This is a genomic window from Bradyrhizobium diazoefficiens, assembly GCF_016616235.1.
In the GTDB taxonomy this organism is placed as follows: domain Bacteria; phylum Pseudomonadota; class Alphaproteobacteria; order Rhizobiales; family Xanthobacteraceae; genus Bradyrhizobium; species Bradyrhizobium diazoefficiens_H.
The window spans coordinates 459,990-475,272 of record NZ_CP067100.1; the positions used below are offsets into that span (position 1 = coordinate 459,990).

The 15,283-nt window shown below is 64.1% G+C and carries 19 protein-coding genes; 11 read left to right on the plus strand and 8 right to left on the minus strand.

Features of this window, described 5'->3' with window-relative positions; all coding sequences use genetic code 11:
* The first annotated feature begins 33 nt into the window (after positions 1 to 33).
* From JJB99_RS02160 to JJB99_RS02175, 4 genes are all read left to right on the plus strand, one after another.
* Positions 34 to 795: an SDR family oxidoreductase gene (locus tag JJB99_RS02160; RefSeq protein WP_200497180.1), complete on the plus strand. Its 762-nt coding sequence runs from the start codon at positions 34 to 36 to the stop codon at positions 793 to 795.
* Between the two features lie 343 nt (positions 796 to 1,138).
* Positions 1,139 to 1,693: a fasciclin domain-containing protein gene (locus tag JJB99_RS02165; protein WP_200497181.1), complete on the plus strand. Its 555-nt coding sequence runs from the start codon at positions 1,139 to 1,141 to the stop codon at positions 1,691 to 1,693.
* A 180-nt stretch (positions 1,694 to 1,873) separates the two neighbouring features.
* Positions 1,874 to 2,503 (plus strand): cytochrome b/b6 domain-containing protein, encoded by a 630-nt coding sequence (locus JJB99_RS02170; RefSeq protein ID WP_200497182.1) that lies wholly within the window; start codon positions 1,874 to 1,876, stop codon positions 2,501 to 2,503.
* A 72-nt stretch (positions 2,504 to 2,575) separates the two neighbouring features.
* Positions 2,576 to 3,358, plus strand: coding sequence for a molybdopterin-binding protein (locus JJB99_RS02175; protein WP_200497183.1), 783 nt, complete (start codon positions 2,576 to 2,578; stop codon positions 3,356 to 3,358).
* A gap of 82 nt (positions 3,359 to 3,440) precedes the next feature.
* Here the strand turns inward: JJB99_RS02175 and JJB99_RS02180 are convergent, their stop codons facing one another.
* Positions 3,441 to 4,637, minus strand: a complete 1,197-nt coding sequence (locus JJB99_RS02180) for a YbfB/YjiJ family MFS transporter (RefSeq protein ID WP_200497184.1) — start codon at positions 4,635 to 4,637, stop codon at positions 3,441 to 3,443.
* Positions 4,638 to 4,769: 132 nt separating this feature from the next.
* On the opposite strand from JJB99_RS02180, the gene leuB reads away from it, so the two are divergent.
* Positions 4,770 to 5,882: a 3-isopropylmalate dehydrogenase gene (gene leuB / locus JJB99_RS02185; RefSeq protein ID WP_200497185.1), complete on the plus strand. Its 1,113-nt coding sequence runs from the start codon at positions 4,770 to 4,772 to the stop codon at positions 5,880 to 5,882.
* A gap of 152 nt (positions 5,883 to 6,034) precedes the next feature.
* Positions 6,035 to 6,673 carry a DapH/DapD/GlmU-related protein gene (locus JJB99_RS02190; protein ID WP_200497186.1) on the plus strand — a complete coding sequence of 213 codons (639 nt, stop codon included), beginning with the start codon at positions 6,035 to 6,037 and terminating at the stop codon, positions 6,671 to 6,673.
* A gap of 71 nt (positions 6,674 to 6,744) precedes the next feature.
* Here JJB99_RS02190 and JJB99_RS02195 read toward each other — a convergent pair whose 3' ends face one another.
* Both JJB99_RS02195 and JJB99_RS02200 read right to left on the minus strand, forming a co-directional pair.
* A complete protein-coding gene (locus JJB99_RS02195; RefSeq protein WP_200497187.1) occupies positions 6,745 to 7,128 on the minus strand; it encodes a hypothetical protein in 384 nt (127 codons plus the stop codon).
* 168 nt (positions 7,129 to 7,296) lie between these two features.
* Positions 7,297 to 8,103 (minus strand): hypothetical protein, encoded by an 807-nt coding sequence (locus JJB99_RS02200; RefSeq protein WP_200497188.1) that lies wholly within the window; start codon positions 8,101 to 8,103, stop codon positions 7,297 to 7,299.
* A 116-nt stretch (positions 8,104 to 8,219) separates the two neighbouring features.
* Between JJB99_RS02200 and JJB99_RS02205 the strand changes: the two genes are divergently transcribed.
* The gene (locus JJB99_RS02205; RefSeq protein WP_200497189.1) at positions 8,220 to 9,254 is read left to right on the plus strand and encodes an aspartate-semialdehyde dehydrogenase; all 1,035 of its coding nucleotides are present in this window, start codon (positions 8,220 to 8,222) and stop codon (positions 9,252 to 9,254) included.
* A 198-nt stretch (positions 9,255 to 9,452) separates the two neighbouring features.
* Here JJB99_RS02205 and JJB99_RS02210 read toward each other — a convergent pair whose 3' ends face one another.
* Complete coding sequence (locus tag JJB99_RS02210) at positions 9,453 to 10,097, minus strand: carbonic anhydrase (RefSeq protein WP_200497190.1); 645 nt, start codon at positions 10,095 to 10,097, stop codon at positions 9,453 to 9,455.
* A 112-nt stretch (positions 10,098 to 10,209) separates the two neighbouring features.
* Between JJB99_RS02210 and JJB99_RS02215 the strand changes: the two genes are divergently transcribed.
* Both JJB99_RS02215 and JJB99_RS02220 read left to right on the plus strand, forming a co-directional pair.
* On the plus strand, positions 10,210 to 11,091 hold the full coding sequence (locus JJB99_RS02215; RefSeq protein ID WP_200497191.1) for an HpcH/HpaI aldolase/citrate lyase family protein: 882 nt from the start codon (positions 10,210 to 10,212) through the stop codon (positions 11,089 to 11,091).
* 193 nt (positions 11,092 to 11,284) lie between these two features.
* Positions 11,285 to 12,034 carry a hypothetical protein gene (locus JJB99_RS02220; RefSeq protein WP_200497192.1) on the plus strand — a complete coding sequence of 250 codons (750 nt, stop codon included), beginning with the start codon at positions 11,285 to 11,287 and terminating at the stop codon, positions 12,032 to 12,034.
* A gap of 62 nt (positions 12,035 to 12,096) precedes the next feature.
* On the opposite strand, the gene JJB99_RS02225 is transcribed toward JJB99_RS02220, so the two are convergent.
* The 3 genes from JJB99_RS02225 to JJB99_RS02235 all read right to left on the minus strand — a co-directional run bounded on the left by JJB99_RS02225 (position 12,097) and on the right by JJB99_RS02235 (position 14,048).
* On the minus strand, positions 12,097 to 12,882 hold the full coding sequence (locus tag JJB99_RS02225; RefSeq protein WP_200497193.1) for a hypothetical protein: 786 nt from the start codon (positions 12,880 to 12,882) through the stop codon (positions 12,097 to 12,099).
* An 81-nt stretch (positions 12,883 to 12,963) separates the two neighbouring features.
* Positions 12,964 to 13,569 (minus strand): 3-isopropylmalate dehydratase small subunit, encoded by a 606-nt coding sequence (leuD, locus tag JJB99_RS02230; protein WP_027573022.1) that lies wholly within the window; start codon positions 13,567 to 13,569, stop codon positions 12,964 to 12,966.
* A gap of 80 nt (positions 13,570 to 13,649) precedes the next feature.
* A complete protein-coding gene (locus JJB99_RS02235; RefSeq protein WP_200497194.1) occupies positions 13,650 to 14,048 on the minus strand; it encodes a metallopeptidase family protein in 399 nt (132 codons plus the stop codon).
* Between the two features lie 154 nt (positions 14,049 to 14,202).
* On the opposite strand from JJB99_RS02235, the gene JJB99_RS02240 reads away from it, so the two are divergent.
* Positions 14,203 to 14,484, plus strand: a complete 282-nt coding sequence (locus JJB99_RS02240) for a hypothetical protein (protein WP_200500016.1) — start codon at positions 14,203 to 14,205, stop codon at positions 14,482 to 14,484.
* 55 nt (positions 14,485 to 14,539) lie between these two features.
* Positions 14,540 to 14,803, plus strand: coding sequence for a hypothetical protein (locus JJB99_RS02245; protein WP_200497195.1), 264 nt, complete (start codon positions 14,540 to 14,542; stop codon positions 14,801 to 14,803).
* Between the two features lie 7 nt (positions 14,804 to 14,810).
* Here JJB99_RS02245 and JJB99_RS02250 read toward each other — a convergent pair whose 3' ends face one another.
* Positions 14,811 to 15,032 (minus strand): DUF1330 domain-containing protein, encoded by a 222-nt coding sequence (locus JJB99_RS02250; RefSeq protein WP_433995747.1) that lies wholly within the window; start codon positions 15,030 to 15,032, stop codon positions 14,811 to 14,813.
* Positions 15,033 to 15,283: the final 251 nt, after the last annotated feature.

Here is a 15,283-nt window from a genome sequence, read left to right on the forward strand (position 1 = left end):
AACCGCCCCAATGAAGCAACGGAGACAGTTGGCATGACCAAAGGTGGGAAACGCGTGGCTTGGGTTACGGGCGGCGGCAGCGGGATCGGAGAGGCCGGCGCCGAGGCGTTGGCGGCCGACGGCTGGATCGTCGTGGTCTCGGGCCGCCGCAAGGACGCCCTGGATCGCGTGGTCGCGAAGATCACCAAGGCGGGCGGAGCCGCCGAGGCCATGGTGCTGGACGTCTCCAACGCCGCGGAGGCCCGGAAGGCGGCCGATCACATCGTCGCGACGCATGGCCGGATCGACCTGCTCGTGAACAATGCCGGCATCAACGTCCCCAAGCGGAGCTGGCAGGACATGGAACTGGAGGGCTGGGACAGACTGGTCCAGGTCAATCTCAACGGCGTGCTCTATTGCATGCGCGCGGTGCTGCCGACGATGCGCAAGCAGCAGGACGGCTCGATCATCAACGTCTCCTCCTGGGCCGGCCGCCACGTCTCCAAGATGCCGGGCCCGGCCTACACCACCACCAAGCATGCCGTGCTGGCGCTGACCCACTCCTTCAACATGGATGAATGCGTCAATGGCCTGCGCGCCTGCTGCCTGATGCCGGGCGAGGTCGCGACTCCAATCCTGAAGCTGCGGCCCGTGGTGCCGAGCGAGGAAGAGCAGGCCAAGATGCTGCAGCCCGAGGACCTCGGCCGCACCATCGCGTTCATTGCCTCGATGCCGGCGCGCGTCTGCATCAACGAGGTGCTGATCAGCCCGACGCACAATCGCGGGTTCATCCAGACGCCGAACAACAGGGATTGAGGCGGGGCACACAACTGCGGCAACACGCACAACTGCCATAGGGCGGGCAAAAGCGCGAAGCGCCGTGCCCACCATCTCTCCGCGATCACAACCGAATGGTGGGCACGCTGGCGCTTTGCCCACCCTACGGCACCGTTCGCGCGGCGCGCGCTCGCACCACACGAACTCCCCGCCGCATAGTTTCACCCATCACAAAGAATTTTTCCCCGAAACCGCATCGCAAACCCTCCCGTAGTTCGGCCAACGACGGCGCTGCCGCTTCACGCTGAGGTCGCAAGCACCGTTGTTGCCCCAGCTCAACGCCGGCAAGTTGCCGGTCACAATCCAATCGGGAGACTTTTCCATGTCGAAGCCTATTGCCTATCTCGCTGCCGCCGCTTTCAGCGCCCTCACCATCTCGGCGACCGTCGTTGCGCCTGCGACCGCCGAGGAGAAGACCATCATGGTCGGTGGCGCCGCGATGTTCCCGTCGAAGAACATCGTGCAGAACGCGGTCAACTCCAAGGACCACACCACGTTGGTTGCCGCGGTGAAGGCGGCCGGTTTGGTGTCGACGCTGGAAAGCAAGGGCCCGTTCACGGTGTTCGCGCCGACCAACGCCGCCTTCGGCAAGCTGCCGGCCGGCACCGTCGACAACCTGGTCAAGCCCGAGAACACGGCGACCCTGACCAAGATTCTCACCTATCACGTCGTGCCCGGCAAGCTCGAGGCCTCCGACCTCACCGACGGCAAGAAGCTGAAGACGGCCGAGGGCGAGGAGCTGATGGTGAAGAAGATGGACGGCAAGGTCTGGATCGTCGACGCCAAGGGCGGCACCTCGATGGTGACGATCTCCAACGTCAACCAGTCCAACGGCGTGATCCATGTGGTCGACACCGTGCTGATGCCGGCGACGTAACACCGCACCTTCCTGTTTCATCCCCGGAACAGGATGCTTTGAGACGGCGAGCCGGGGTACCCGGCTCGTTTTTTGTGACCATTATAGCCTGCGGGCATCGATTCGATGGCCAGCGGGGCGTAACGAAAGCGGAAGCGCCGGCGTATATTCGCCATCACACGCCTTCAGGACGGAACCGCCATGTCGAGCCTCACAGTCACCGACGAGCAGGCCAGCGCCACCCCGGCCAAAGTGATCCAGCCGGCCTGGGTCCGCATCATGCACTGGATCAATGCCCTGGCCATGATCCTGATGATCATGTCGGGCTGGCAGATCTACAACGCCTCGCCGCTGTTCGACTTCCGTTTCTCCCGTGACATCACGCTCGGCGGCTGGCTCGGTGGCGCGCTGCTCTGGCATTTTGCCGCGATGTGGCTGTTGATGATCAACGGCCTCGCCTATCTCATCACCGGCTTTGCCACCGGCCGCTTCCGCAAAAAGCTGCTGCCGATCACCCCCTCGGGCGTGCTTCACGACGTCAGGGCTGCCCTGACCTTCAAGCTCGGCCATGACGATCTCACCGTCTACAATTACGTGCAGCGTCTGCTCTATGCCGGTATCATCGTGGTCGGGGTGCTGATCGTGCTGTCGGGCCTGTCGATGTGGAAGCCGGTGCAGCTCTATTACCTGGTGATGCTGTTCGGCGATTATCCCACCGCGCGCTACGTCCACTTCTTCTGCATGGCCGCGATCTGCGCCTTCCTCGTCATTCACGTCCTGCTCGCGCTGCTGGTGCCGAAGAGCTTGCGCGCGATGATCATCGGCCGTTGAGCGCATGATCCGGAAAAGTGGAAACCGGTTTTCCGACAAGATCATGCGCAAAACAAATATGTGAGACCCACCATGGCGAAGCGTTCATTCCTGATCCCAGGCGTCGACAAGCGACTGCTGATCAAGGATTCCATCAAGACGATGCCCGATCTCACCCGCCGCCGCTTCATCGCGGGCGGCGCCAGCCTCGGTGCGGTGACCTTGCTCACCGGCTGCGACGTGATCGACTCGTCCTCCGCGGAGGAGATGCTGAAGAGCGTCTCGAAGTTCAACGACGCGGTGCAGGATTTCATCTTCAATCCCGACGCGCTGGCGCCGACCTTTCCCGAGAGCGCGATCACGAAGCCGTTCCCGTTCAACGCCTATTACGATCTCGACGACGCGCCCGATGTCGATGGCGACGACTGGAAGCTCGAAGTGCGCGGTCTCGTCGACAACAAGAAATCGTGGACGCTTGCGGAGCTCTACAAACTGCCGCAGGTGACGCAGATCACGCGTCACATCTGCGTCGAAGGCTGGAGCGCGATCGGCAGCTGGACCGGCACGCCGCTGCGCGATTTCCTCAAACTGATCGGCGCCGACACCCGCGCGAAATATGTCTGGTTCCAGTGCGCCGACAAGGACGGCTACAATTCACCGCTCGACATGCGCAGCGCGCTGCATCCGCAGACCCAGATGACGTTCAAATACGCGAACGAGATCCTGCCGCGCGCCTACGGCTTTCCCATGAAGATCCGCGTGCCCACAAAACTCGGCTTCAAGAACCCGAAATACGTGGTCTCGATGGAAGTCACCAACGACTACAAGGGCGGCTATTGGGAGGACCAGGGCTACAATTCGTTCAGCGGGAGCTGATTGAGGCAGTGCCGTAGGATAGGCAAAGGCGCGCAGCGCCGTGCCCACGCAGTGTTAGTGGGCACGCTTCGCTTTGCTCACCCTACGGTGCCGAGTTCTTCGGCCCCACCTTCCGCTGGCACAATGCCGCAACCGCTCCCAGCGCCAAGAGCGCTGCGGACACGTTGAGTGCATACGACAAGCTCCCCAGCGCGTCCGTGATGGCGCCGACCACGATCGGCCCCAGCGTCTGGCCGACGCCGAACGAGATCGTCATCGCCGCGATCGCGGTCGGCCATGCCTCTGGCGGATAGTTGAAGCGGACGAAGGCGGTGGTCGAGCCGACCACGGCGAAGAAGGCGACGCCGAACACGACGGCTGAAATCGCAAGCCACGTCGGTGAATGCCCGAGCATCGGCAAGGCCGCGCCGATCGCGTTGGTGCCGAGGATGATCGCGGTGGCAAGCCCGCCGCGATCGAGCGCCAGCACGCCGCGCCAGGCCCAGGGCGTGACGAAGGCGGACAGGCCGATCAGGCTCCAGAAGGCGGCCTGTGCCGCGGCGCCGCCGCCGCCGTCGCGCACATAGGCGATCATGAAGGTCATGTAGGCGATGTAGCCCGCGCCGAACAGGAAGTAGGCGGCGAGATAGATCAGCACGGGCGGAAGCGCGAAAGACGCGTGGCTGCCTTCCGAGAATCGCGCGCGGCTCTCGATCCGGATCAGGAACAGCGGCACCGTCATGATGGCCGACAGCAGCGTCAGCGCCCACCACACCAGCCACCACGAGCCCGGCCCGAAAAATTGCAACGTGAACGGGGCGATCAGTCCGGAGGCGAGAATGCCGATGCCCGGGCCGGCATAGAACAGGCTGAGCAGGAAATTGGCCCGCTCCGGATGCGCCTGCGCGATCGACGCGGCCAGCGCGCCGCCGGCGACGAAGCCGGCCGCGGCGCCAAGACCCAGCACGAGGCGCGCCAGGCTCAGCGCGACGAAATTCCCCGTCAGCGAGCAAATGGCCAGCGCGGCGACGCAGGCCAGGGTTCCCAGGCGGATCGCGGCTGCCCAGCCGACGCGCCGGATCAGCCGGGACGCAACCAGCGCGCCGACGAGATAGCCGACCGCATTGATGGTGTTCATGAACCCGGCCGCCGAGTAGGACCAGCCGAGGTCCTCCCGCATGTCGGGCAGCACCAGCGCATAGGCAAAGCGGCCGATGCCGAGCCCGACCGTCGCCGCCAGCGACAGGGTCAGGATCAGCCGCGCGGGATGTGCGTCGTGGGGGCGATCAGGGGCGTGCAAGGGATACTCCGGCGTCCCGCACTGTGGCAGGCCCTGCCCGCCTTGCACAGCCGTGGGGCGGCAATGGTGTCTTGCCAAGCGCGCAACGCCGCTCTAGCACTCCGGCCGAATTCGATCTCAGAGGAAATGACCATGGCGACCCACAAATTGCTGCTGCTCCCCGGCGACGGTATCGGCCCCGAGGTGATGGGCGAGGTGAAGCGGCTGATCGATTGGCTCAATTCATCAGGCGTCGCCAAGTTCGAGACCGACACCGGCCTCGTCGGCGGCTCGGCCTATGACGCCCACAAGGTGTCGATCTCCGAGGGCGACATGGCCAAGGCGCTTGCCGCCGACGCCATCATCTTCGGCGCGGTCGGCGGCCCGAAGTGGGACGCCGTTCCTTACGAGGTGCGCCCCGAAGCCGGCCTCTTGCGCCTGCGCAAGGATCTCGCCCTGTTCGCCAACCTCCGTCCCGCCATGTGCTACCCGGCGCTGGCCGATGCCTCCAGCCTGAAGCGCGAGGCGGTCGAGGGCCTCGACATCGTCATTGTGCGCGAGCTCACCGGCGGCGTCTATTTCGGCGAGCCCAAGACCATCACCGATCTCGGCAACGGGCAGAAGCGCGCCGTCGATACCCAGGTCTACGACACCTATGAGATCGAGCGCATCGGCCGCGTCGCCTTCGAGCTTGCCAGGAAGCGCAAGAACAAGGTGACGTCGATGGAGAAGCGCAACGTCATGAAGTCGGGCGTGCTCTGGAACGAGGTCATGACCCAGGTCCACAAGCGCGAATATCCCGACGTCACGCTCGAGCACCAGCTCGCCGATTCCGGCGGCATGATGCTGGTGAAATGGCCGAAGCAGTTCGACGTCATCGTCACCGACAATCTGTTCGGCGACATGCTCTCCGACATCGCGGCGATGCTCACGGGCTCGCTCGGCATGCTGCCCTCGGCCTCGCTCGGCGAGGTCGACGTCAAGAGCAAGAAGCGCAAGGCGCTGTACGAGCCGGTGCACGGCTCGGCGCCCGACATCGCCGGCAAGGGCCTCGCCAATCCCATTGCGATGATCTCGTCGTTCGGCATGGCGCTGCGCTATTCCTTCGACATGGGCGAGCTCGCCGACAAGGTCGATGCCGCGATTGCCGCGGTGCTGGCCAGCGGCCTGCGCACCGCCGACATCAAGTCGGAAGGCACGACCGCCGCCTCGACCGCGCAGATGGGCGAAGCGATCCTGAAGGAATTGCAGAAGCTGCACGGGTAACGGGACTACCGCGATCGTAGCGTGGTTAGCCCTGCGGACTGCGCGAAGCGCAAACCGCTTGGCGTAACCCACCTCTTCTGTCGCCGCGGAAGCAAACAGTGGTGGGTTACGCCTTCGGCTAACCCACCCTACGACTTCATCGGAGCCGCCTCATGGATGCCTCATCCCGCCCCAAGATCGCGGAAACCATCATCCATGAAACGGTGCGCCAGCGCGATGCGCAGATCGGACGCCGCTGCGAAGTCCTCGCCAACACGCGCATCGAATATGCTTCGCTCGGCGACTACTCTTATCTCGGCGAGAATTGCGAGGTCGCCGACGCTTCAATCGGAAAATTCACGGCGATCGCCAATTCGGTGCGGATCGGCGCGCCGAATCATCCGATGGGCCGCCCGTCCCAGCATCGCTTCACCTATGTCCCAGAATATTACGAGGCGAGCGCGACGCGTGACCGCGACTTCTTTGCCGACCGCCGCGGCGATCGCGTCATCGTCGGCAACGATGTCTGGATCGGCCACGCCGCCATCCTGCTGCCGGGCGTCACAATCGGCGACGGTGCGGTGATCGGCGCGGGCGCGGTCGTCAGCCGCGATGTCGCGCCCTACACCATCGTTGGCGGTGTCCCCGCGCGCTCCATCCGCAAGCGCTTTTCTGACACTGTTGCGGACAGCCTGCGCCGCATCGCCTGGTGGGACTGGCCCGATGAGCTTATCTTCGAGCGGCTCGCCGATTTCCGCTCCGAGGCGATCGACGAATTTTGCAGGCGCTACGACCCTGAGGCCAACGCGTAAAGCGGGCGCATCGCACAAACAAAAATGGCCGGGCGCGAGCCCGGCCATTTTGATTCGGTCGTGACGTCCGCTCAGTACAGCGGGAAATTCTGCGGATAGCCGCCGACATCGGCCGGCGTCGCCAGCGGCTGGCGATCGATCGGGCGGTTGAGATTCTCGCGGGCGAAGGACGGATAGCCCACGGCCGGCGGGAAAGCGTAGTCGGTGAACTTGCGGTCGCCCGGATTGACCTCGGTGCCGCCGTCGAGCCAGGAGCGCTTGCTCACATAGATGCGGGTGCGGCCCTGCTGATAGACGGCGTTGGGGCCGCTCGGTCCGTAATAGTGACGGCCGCGCTCGTCATAACGCTTGGTCCTGGTGTCGGCCGAAGCCGGCGTCGCGAAGGCCGCGCCAATGACGGCGCCCGCCGCTAGCCAGGTCGCCAATTTGGTTGCGGCAGAAAATGTCGAGCTCATCACGTCCCCTTCAGGCGGCACGCCGCCAGTCGATTTCACCCCATACTAGCCCGGCCGGAGCGGCCGCCACTAGGTCAATTGGGTCACACCGGCCCGGAATAATCAGGCGCGCCGGCAAAAGTTGCATCAATACCAGCCACTTGCCCAGCTGACTTGAGCTTGATGCCGTCACAGCGTCCCGCGCAATTGCGCATTCGCGGCGCCCAGCAGCCAGTCCGAGGCGGCCGCGCCGTCGCAGGCGCGGCGCTTCAGCTCGGCATGGGCGAACAATTCGGCCAGCTTCGGCTCGTTGCCCGAGGCCAGCAGCGTCAGCCGGTTCAGCATGCAGGCGACCGCCGCGCGCCGGGCGGGCATGGTGTCGCCCTGGCAGGAGAAGCCGGAGATCTGGAGCGCCGGCTCCTCGCTGCGTTTGAGGTAACCGAGGCAGGACGGCAGCCCCTTCTCGGCGCCGACCGGCCGGAACAGGGCGACCGGACCGAACTTGGTGTCGATCAGGCCGGCCTGCTCGAGCGGCGGAGCCGAACCCAGGCCCAGCTGAGCGGCCAGATTGGCGGCGAGATCCGCGGTTGCCGGACGCGCCACATCGAATTCGCCGCCTTCTCGGTAGATTTCGAGCTCGGCCACCGGCTGGTCCGCCTCGCCGGCCCAACGCATCACATCTCTGCGGCCGCCTTTGGGGTGCCGAAAGATGATGTAAGAGACTGTTTTGTCCGAAGAATCGAGCCGGCTGACGGCGAAGGCCGGATGCGAGCGGTCGGCCGCGCTCCAGCCCGGCCTCGCGGACGGCTCGTCGTCGCGCAGGTCAGGCAGCTGGCCGATCGCCGCCAGCGCCAGGATGGCAAACAGAGCGAGCGCCCCCACATAGGCAAACAGGCGCGCCAGCGTGCCGACGACCTCGTCGGCGAAGGCTGCAAGCGCCAGATGGAGGCTGATCCGGGTAGGGCTAACGGCCGTGCTGGCCTCAGGCGACTGCATCCACGTCCCTAAGGCATGGTCCAACGTTGTCTTGGGGCCGGTTCTCGCATAGAAGCGCTGCTCCTCCCGTTTAAGCGTCAGCTTCGGGGAAGGGCTTTTTCATCGGAGAGTGAACGATGGGTTACAAAGTCGCAGTCGTCGGCGCGACCGGCAATGTCGGACGGGAAATGCTCAACATCCTGGATGAGCGCAAATTCCCCGCGGACGAGGTCGTGGCCCTGGCGTCACGCCGCAGCGTCGGCGTCGAGGTCTCCTATGGCGACCGTACCCTGAAGGTCAAAGCACTCGAGCACTACGACTTCTCCGACGTCGACATCTGCCTGATGTCGGCCGGCGGCTCAGTGTCGAAGGAATGGTCGCCGAAGATCGGCGCCGCCGGGACGGTCGTGATCGACAATTCCTCGGCCTGGCGCATGGATCCGGACGTGCCGCTGATCGTGCCCGAAGTGAACGCGGACGCGACGGCCGGCTTCAAGAAGAAGAACATCATCGCAAACCCGAACTGCTCGACCGCGCAGCTCGTCGTTGCCCTGAAGCCCTTGCACGACAAGGCGACGATCAAGCGCGTGGTGGTCTCGACCTATCAATCGGTGTCGGGTGCCGGCAAGGATGCGATGGACGAATTGTTCTCGCAGACCAAGGCCGTCTACACCAATGACGAGCTGATCGCGAAGAAATTCCCCAAGCGCATCGCCTTCAACGTCATCCCCCACATCGACGTCTTCATGGAGGACGGCTACACCAAGGAAGAGTGGAAGATGATGATGGAGACCAAGAAGATTCTTGATCCCAAGATCAAGCTCTCCGCGACCTGCGTGCGCGTGCCTGTCTTCGTCGGCCACTCCGAAGCGGTCAACATCGAGTTCGAGAATCCGATCACCGCGGATGAAGCCCGCGAGATCCTGCGCAAGGCGCCCGGCTGCCTCGTCATCGACAAGCAGGAGCCCGGCGGCTACGCCACGCCGTATGAAGCGGCCGGCGAGGACGCGACCTACATCAGCCGCATCCGCGAAGACGCGACCGTGGAGAACGGCCTCGTTCTCTGGTGCGTGTCCGACAATTTGCGCAAGGGCGCTGCCCTCAACGCGATCCAGATCGCCGAAGTGCTGATCAACCGCAAGCTGATCGCTGCGAAGAAGAAGGCGGCGTAGGGCAGCCCCTCCCGTCGTCCCGGACAAGCGCGCCAAAAGCGCGCGCCGATCCGGGACCCATAAACCACAGGCGGCCGTGGTGACGGGAGTCGGAGTTACCTTCTTCGCAAAATGATTGCCGCGGCGTATGGGTCCCGGATTGCGCTGGCGCTTGTCCGGGACGACGACCTGGTTTGATGCGGCAGTTTACGAAATCGCCTACACCACGCTCCGCGCGCTCTTGAATTCCTTGCTCGCCTTGTCCAGCACGAACAGCGTCCCTTCGGCGACGCCGAAATAGGCGCCGTGCAGCTGCATCTGGCCGCTCTCGACGGCCTTGCGCACGAACGGGAACGTCATGAGGTTCTCCAGGCTGCGGAACACCGCGGCCTTCTCGATGCGCTCGACGAACTGCGCCATGGTCTCGTGCTCGCGCTGCTCGACCACCTCGCCGGGCTTGATGAACATCTGCATCCATTTGCCGATGAAGTCGCCGGGCGTCAGCGGCTCGATCTTGTCGATGAATGCGCGGATGCCGCCGCATTGGGCGTGGCCGAGCACCACGATGTGCTTCACCTTCAGCACCGTCACCGCAAATTCCAGCGCTGCCGAGACGCCGTGTGCGTTCTCGTCAGGCTGATAGGTCGGCACCAGGTTGGCGATGTTGCGGACCACGAAGAGTTCACCCGGCCCCGCGTCGAAGATCACCTCGGGGGAGACCCGCGAGTCGCAGCAGCCGATCACCATCGTCTCGGGCGACTGTCCCTTGATCGAGAGTTCGCGGTAGCGGTTCTGCTCGGTCGGCAGCCGCTGGGTGGCGAAGGCCTTGTAGCCTTCCAGCAATTGCTTCGGGAATGTCATCATGGCCTATGCCTAATCATAGACCGCGGGGGCGAACAAGCCTTTCGAATAGGCATGCCAGATGCTATCGGCTTCGGTCACAATAGAACGCGAGGAAACCGGAAGGACCACCAGCATGACCCGCCCGCGCCGCAGCCATCTGTTCATGCCCGGCTCCAACCCCCGGGCGCTGGAAAAGGCGCGCAATCTGCCCGCCGACGGGCTGATTCTCGATCTTGAGGACTCCGTCGCTCCCGAGGCCAAGGCGGCGGCGCGCGACGGCATCGCCGCCGCAATCGCGGCCAAGGGGTTCGGCAAGCGCGAGATTTTGATCCGGACCAACGGTCTCGACACGCCTTGGTGGGCCGATGACGTCGCGATGGCCGCCAAGGCCTCGCCTGACGGCATCCTGGTTCCCAAAGTTTCAAGCATCGAGGATCTCCAGACCATCGGCCGCCGCCTCGTCGAGCTCGGCGCCGCGCCGACCGTGAAAGTCTGGGCCATGATCGAGACCGCACGCGCGGTGCTGCATGCCGAGGAACTGGCCGCCGCCGGACGCGATCCATCGAGCCGGCTCTCCGGTTTCGTGTTCGGCCCGAACGACATCTCGCGCGAGACGCGCATCCGCATGCTGCCGGGCCGCGCCGCGATGATCCCGATGATCACGCACTGCATCCTGGCGACGCGCGCCCACGGCCTCGAGATCCTCGACGGCCCCTATAGCGACATCGCCAATTCCGACGGATTTGCCACCGAATGCGCGCAAGGCCGCGATCTCGGCTTCGACGGCAAGACGCTGATCCACCCCTCGCAGATCGAGGCCTGCAACGCGATCTTCACGCCGCCCGAGGAGGAAGTCGCGCGTGCGCGAAAGATCATCGCGGCGTTCGAGCTGCCGGAGAACGTCTCGCGCGGCGCGATCCGCCTCGACGGCGCGATGGTGGAGCGTCTGCACGCCGACATGGCGCGCCGCACGATCGAGATCGCGGACGCGATCGCCGCGATGAGCAAGGGCTGAGACACGGCGTCCGCGGCCGTGCACCGATTTGCGCTGTGGCAACCGAGGTTCCCGGGGTTCTAAGTTCATGCAAGCGTGATCGTTTTGCCGCCCGGTTGACTTGCAGATGCGGCTCGCCACAGGATAAACGATTGCAGTATGTTGCTGCGACAATCTGGATCTATTGAGCCACAAGCGCGCTCCGGGGGGCCTCATGACAGCACTTGCCGAGATTGCTCCTGTTGACCTCGTCGATGAACTCACTGCGCACGCGGTTCGTAGCATCGAAGCCGCCGATCACTCGGCTGCGCCCTTCCCCCACATCGTCTTCAGGAATTTCTTTCCCGAGGACTTTTACCGTGATTTGATCCGGAGCGTCCCGACGCAAGGTTACGATCCCATCACCGGCACGGGGACGCGCATGGCGCTGCGCCTCTATGGCGAGAACGTCGACAAGATCGAGCCGTCGCTGCGGCCGGCGTGGGCCGCGGTGTCCGCCATGCTGACGTCGAAGAGCATCGAGCAGGCGATCCGCAAACGGCTGCATGACGGGCTCGAGATTCGCGCCCGCGGCGATAAGGTGGCGAGGGCTGAAGATCTGACGCTCGTCGCAAAGCCGGTCGTCTACGTCGATCGGGACGGCTATCAGATCAAGCCGCATCCGGACACGCGCAAGAAGGTCGTGACGATGCAGCTCTATTGTCCGGCCGATTCCAGCCAGGAAGCGTTGGGAACGACGCTCTATCAGGCCTCGCTCAAGGGACTGTTGCACGTCGGCTCGTATTGCCTCGAGCCCGTGAAGATGATCCCGTTCCTGCCCAATGTCGGCTACGCCTTCGTGGTTCTGAAGGCCTATCACACGCTGACCAGGATGAGCTGGCACGGCCGTCCGCCCATCCAGACTGATCGTGACAGGGTCACGATTCTCAACACGTTCTATGTGAACGAGAGCGTTGGATTCTGATCGACGCGTTGCGTCGCGCACCTCAGTGCGCCGCCGCCTGCGCCGTTCGGAGCGCGCGCCAGCTAGCCGAATTTCTCCACCGCCCAGGCGAACAGACTGCCGGGAATCGGCGGCTGCAGCGAGCGGCCCTTGCCGGAGATATGGAATCCGCTCACCTCGGGATTGCTGATCAGCGCGCTGAAATCGCCGGGATCGAAGAACAGCCTTGGCTCCGAGTGCACCGAATAGAACGATGTCTTCGGCAGCGCATCTTGCAGGTCGCCCGAACGCCGCGCGAGGATGGTCAATGCCGGCGGCCCGTAAATGGCAATGCGAAGGTCGGACAGGCGCTGCGAGCCGCCAGCCAGCCGCTTCATCGCAAAGCTCAGGCGATGGCTCAGCGACAGCCATTCCGGCGTCAGCTCGTCCTGCTCCATCAACCCCTCGAAGGACCGAACGATCGCATGATCTCGCGGAAGATAGAGCACGGAGTTGCCGAGCCGGCGGGATCGCTCCCACGCGAAATAGGGTTTAGTGGGATCGATCCTGACCGACCTCAGCAGCAGCACGTCGGCATCGAGCCAAAGGCCCGCGCCAAGCGCCATCAGCCTCATGCGAAAGAAGTCGCTGAACTGCAGAATGGTCCAGTCGCGCCAGCTTCCGTCCGGTTGCGGCGGTCGCAGCTTTTCCGAGAAGGCGTGCGGCAGGATCGCCTCGGCCTCGGAGTTTTGCACGCCGGCGGGCAGGTCGGCGATAGGATCGAAACTATAGACGGTGACCTTGTGGCCTGCAGCCAACTGCGAGCGCAGACAGGTCCGGCGCAAGGTGTCGAGCGGGCCATGCCAGAAGGTGACGATCTCGGGCAACATGAGCGGAAGCTATTAGGGGCAAAACGGGCAAAGAAAAAGCCCCGGCGCTTGGCGCGCCGGGGCCGAACCGGAAATTCGATCTCAGGCCCAGGCGCGTTCGCGCTTGAGCTTGTCCTCGTAGCTGTCGATCGATGCCTTCTTCTCCATGGTGAGACCGATGTCGTCGAGGCCGTTGATCAGGCAGTGCTTGCGGAACGGGTCGATCTCGAACTTGACCTTGCCGCCGTCGGGGCCGCGGATCTCCTGGTTCGGCAGGTCGATCGTCAGCGTCGCGTTGGCGCCGCGCTCGGCGTCGTCGAACAGCTTGTCGAGATCTTCCTGCGACACGCGGATCGGCAGAATGCCGTTCTTGAAGCAGTTGTTGTAGAAGATGTCGCCGAACGAGGTCGAGATCACGCAGCGGATGCCGAAATCAAGCAGCGCCCAGGGCGCGTGCTCGCGGCTCGAGCCGCAGCCGAAATTGTCGCCGGCGACCAGCACCTTCGCATTGCGATAGGCGGGCTGGTTCAGAACAAAGTCCGGGTTCTCGCTGCCGTCGTCCTTGTAGCGCTGCTCGGAGAAGAGCCCCTTGCCAAGGCCGGTGCGCTTGATGGTCTTGAGGTACTGCTTCGGAATGATCATGTCGGTGTCGACATTGATGATCTTCAGCGGCGCCGCGACGCCTTCCAGCGTGGTGAACTTGTCCATGGTTGCGCTTTCCCGCAGGTGTTCAGGGAAGGGGTATTTATCGCGATCGTGGGCCGAATCCTAGGTCGAATTCGGCAGATCTAGTCTGCCTGCGCCTCAATCGCGGCCATATCGTCGTCCGAAAGACCAAAATGGTGGCCGATCTCGTGGATCAGGACGTGGCGGACGATGTGGCCGAGGCTCTCGTCGTGCTCGGCCCAGTAGTCCAGGATCGGCCGGCGGTAGAGCCAGACCATGTTGGGCAGCCGCGCCACGTCGCCAAAACTCTGCTGCGGCAGGCCAACGCCCTGGAACAGGCCGAGCAGGTCGAACTCGCTCTCGCAGTCCATCTCGTCGAGGACTTCCTCGGTCGGGAAATCGTCGACGCGGATGATCACGCCCTCACACAGCCCGCGAAACTCCGCCGGCAGGCGCTCGAACAATTCATGGGCCATCGCTTCCATCTCGGCCAGCGAAGGCGCTTTCAATTCCGTCCACATGCGTCCCTCATAGCGCGGGTTCCGCAATGATGCATCCCCGCTTATAACCGCGCGAGGTTGACGGGCGCCGCCAAAACAGAGAGCGTGGGCGCTCGGTCAGACGGTCAGGTGGGCGGTAAAAATGCGAGCAAAAACAGCGCTGACGCTACTGTGCATGGGGTTGTTTTCACCATTTTTCGTTGGCGCAGAGGCCCAGACGACCGGCCCCGAGATTCGGCTGGCCCAGGCGACCTCGCCAGAGGACGCCCCGGCGCCGCGCAGGCGGCCACCGGCGCGCTTGCGCGTCACGCCCTATTACAGCCCCGACGGCGTCTATCCCCGCTACAATCCCGGCCCCGACGCAGTCCGCGAGTGCAACGCCTCTTATGAGCAGGAATACCGTCCCAGCGGCACGGTGATCGTGCCGCATATGCACTGCTACTGGCGCCGCGGCTGACGGGTCGGTTCAACGCCCGCGCCAGCGAACGGCGCGTTGCCTTCTGAGGGTCGTCATGGCGAGATGGATTGCACTGGCCGCCATTGCCGCTGCGCTTGCCGCCGGACAGTCTCGCGCTTCCGCGGCACACAGGGTGACGATCCCTGAGGCCTCGGCAGGGATCGCGGTTTTCGAGGGACGACGACACGGACGCGCCCCTGACGTCGTGCGGCCTGCATTGCGCCGTGATCCGCGCTATTACGCGCGACCCGTCTACTACCGTCCCTATCCCTACGCCGTGCCCGCGCCCTTTGTGTTCGGCTACGGGCCGTGGTGGTGACGCTCCGCTAACTGCCGGGGGCAAATCCCTTGACCAGCAGCACCGTCGCCAGCGCGCCCGCCTTGCGATCGCGCGAGATCTCCTCGTAGTCGGGCGAGTTCGAGAAGGCGAGAAACGCAGCCTCGTCGGGAAACGACATCATGACGAGCTTGTCATGCGGCCATGTGCCTTCGAGTACGCGCGGATGTTCATCGGCGGCGAGCAGCCGCCCGTTGAATTGCCTGAACACGTCGAAGAACCGCGCCTGATAGCGGTCATAGGATAGCGGTCATAGGCCGCGCGGTCCGTCATCTTCAATTGCGCAATCGCATAGACAGTCATCTCTCGAATCCTCACCTCGCGGCACTGCGTCGCAGCGCGTTGCCGGGAATGTCGTTCATTCATGGGGCGTTCACGTCGCTGTCGTTAATTTAATCTCGGGAGCGACTGCAAATGAACAGGGATGACGCAGGCTGGGAACGTGCGTCGCAACTCCGCTGT

What these genes read in the sequence shown, in the direction of transcription:
- leuD (WP_027573022.1), bottom strand. Translation starts at nt 13,569, where the DNA reads ATGGACAAGTTCACCACGCTGGAAGGCGTCGCGGCGCCGCTGAAGATC.
- JJB99_RS02245 (WP_200497195.1), top strand. Translation starts at nt 14,540, where the DNA reads ATGGCGAGATGGATTGCACTGGCCGCCATTGCCGCTGCGCTTGCCGCC.
- JJB99_RS02210 (WP_200497190.1), bottom strand. Translation starts at nt 10,097, where the DNA reads ATGATGACATTCCCGAAGCAATTGCTGGAAGGCTACAAGGCCTTCGCC.
- JJB99_RS02205 (WP_200497189.1), top strand. Translation starts at nt 8,220, where the DNA reads ATGGGTTACAAAGTCGCAGTCGTCGGCGCGACCGGCAATGTCGGACGG.
- JJB99_RS02165 (WP_200497181.1), top strand. Translation starts at nt 1,139, where the DNA reads ATGTCGAAGCCTATTGCCTATCTCGCTGCCGCCGCTTTCAGCGCCCTC.
- leuB (WP_200497185.1), top strand. Translation starts at nt 4,770, where the DNA reads ATGGCGACCCACAAATTGCTGCTGCTCCCCGGCGACGGTATCGGCCCC.
- JJB99_RS02190 (WP_200497186.1), top strand. Translation starts at nt 6,035, where the DNA reads ATGGATGCCTCATCCCGCCCCAAGATCGCGGAAACCATCATCCATGAA.
- JJB99_RS02175 (WP_200497183.1), top strand. Translation starts at nt 2,576, where the DNA reads ATGGCGAAGCGTTCATTCCTGATCCCAGGCGTCGACAAGCGACTGCTG.
- JJB99_RS02200 (WP_200497188.1), bottom strand. Translation starts at nt 8,103, where the DNA reads ATGCAGTCGCCTGAGGCCAGCACGGCCGTTAGCCCTACCCGGATCAGC.
- JJB99_RS02170 (WP_200497182.1), top strand. Translation starts at nt 1,874, where the DNA reads ATGTCGAGCCTCACAGTCACCGACGAGCAGGCCAGCGCCACCCCGGCC.
- JJB99_RS02215 (WP_200497191.1), top strand. Translation starts at nt 10,210, where the DNA reads ATGACCCGCCCGCGCCGCAGCCATCTGTTCATGCCCGGCTCCAACCCC.
- JJB99_RS02220 (WP_200497192.1), top strand. Translation starts at nt 11,285, where the DNA reads ATGACAGCACTTGCCGAGATTGCTCCTGTTGACCTCGTCGATGAACTC.
- JJB99_RS02195 (WP_200497187.1), bottom strand. Translation starts at nt 7,128, where the DNA reads ATGAGCTCGACATTTTCTGCCGCAACCAAATTGGCGACCTGGCTAGCG.
- JJB99_RS02240 (WP_200500016.1), top strand. Translation starts at nt 14,203, where the DNA reads ATGGGGTTGTTTTCACCATTTTTCGTTGGCGCAGAGGCCCAGACGACC.
- JJB99_RS02160 (WP_200497180.1), top strand. Translation starts at nt 34, where the DNA reads ATGACCAAAGGTGGGAAACGCGTGGCTTGGGTTACGGGCGGCGGCAGC.
- JJB99_RS02235 (WP_200497194.1), bottom strand. Translation starts at nt 14,048, where the DNA reads ATGTGGACGGAATTGAAAGCGCCTTCGCTGGCCGAGATGGAAGCGATG.
- JJB99_RS02225 (WP_200497193.1), bottom strand. Translation starts at nt 12,882, where the DNA reads ATGTTGCCCGAGATCGTCACCTTCTGGCATGGCCCGCTCGACACCTTG.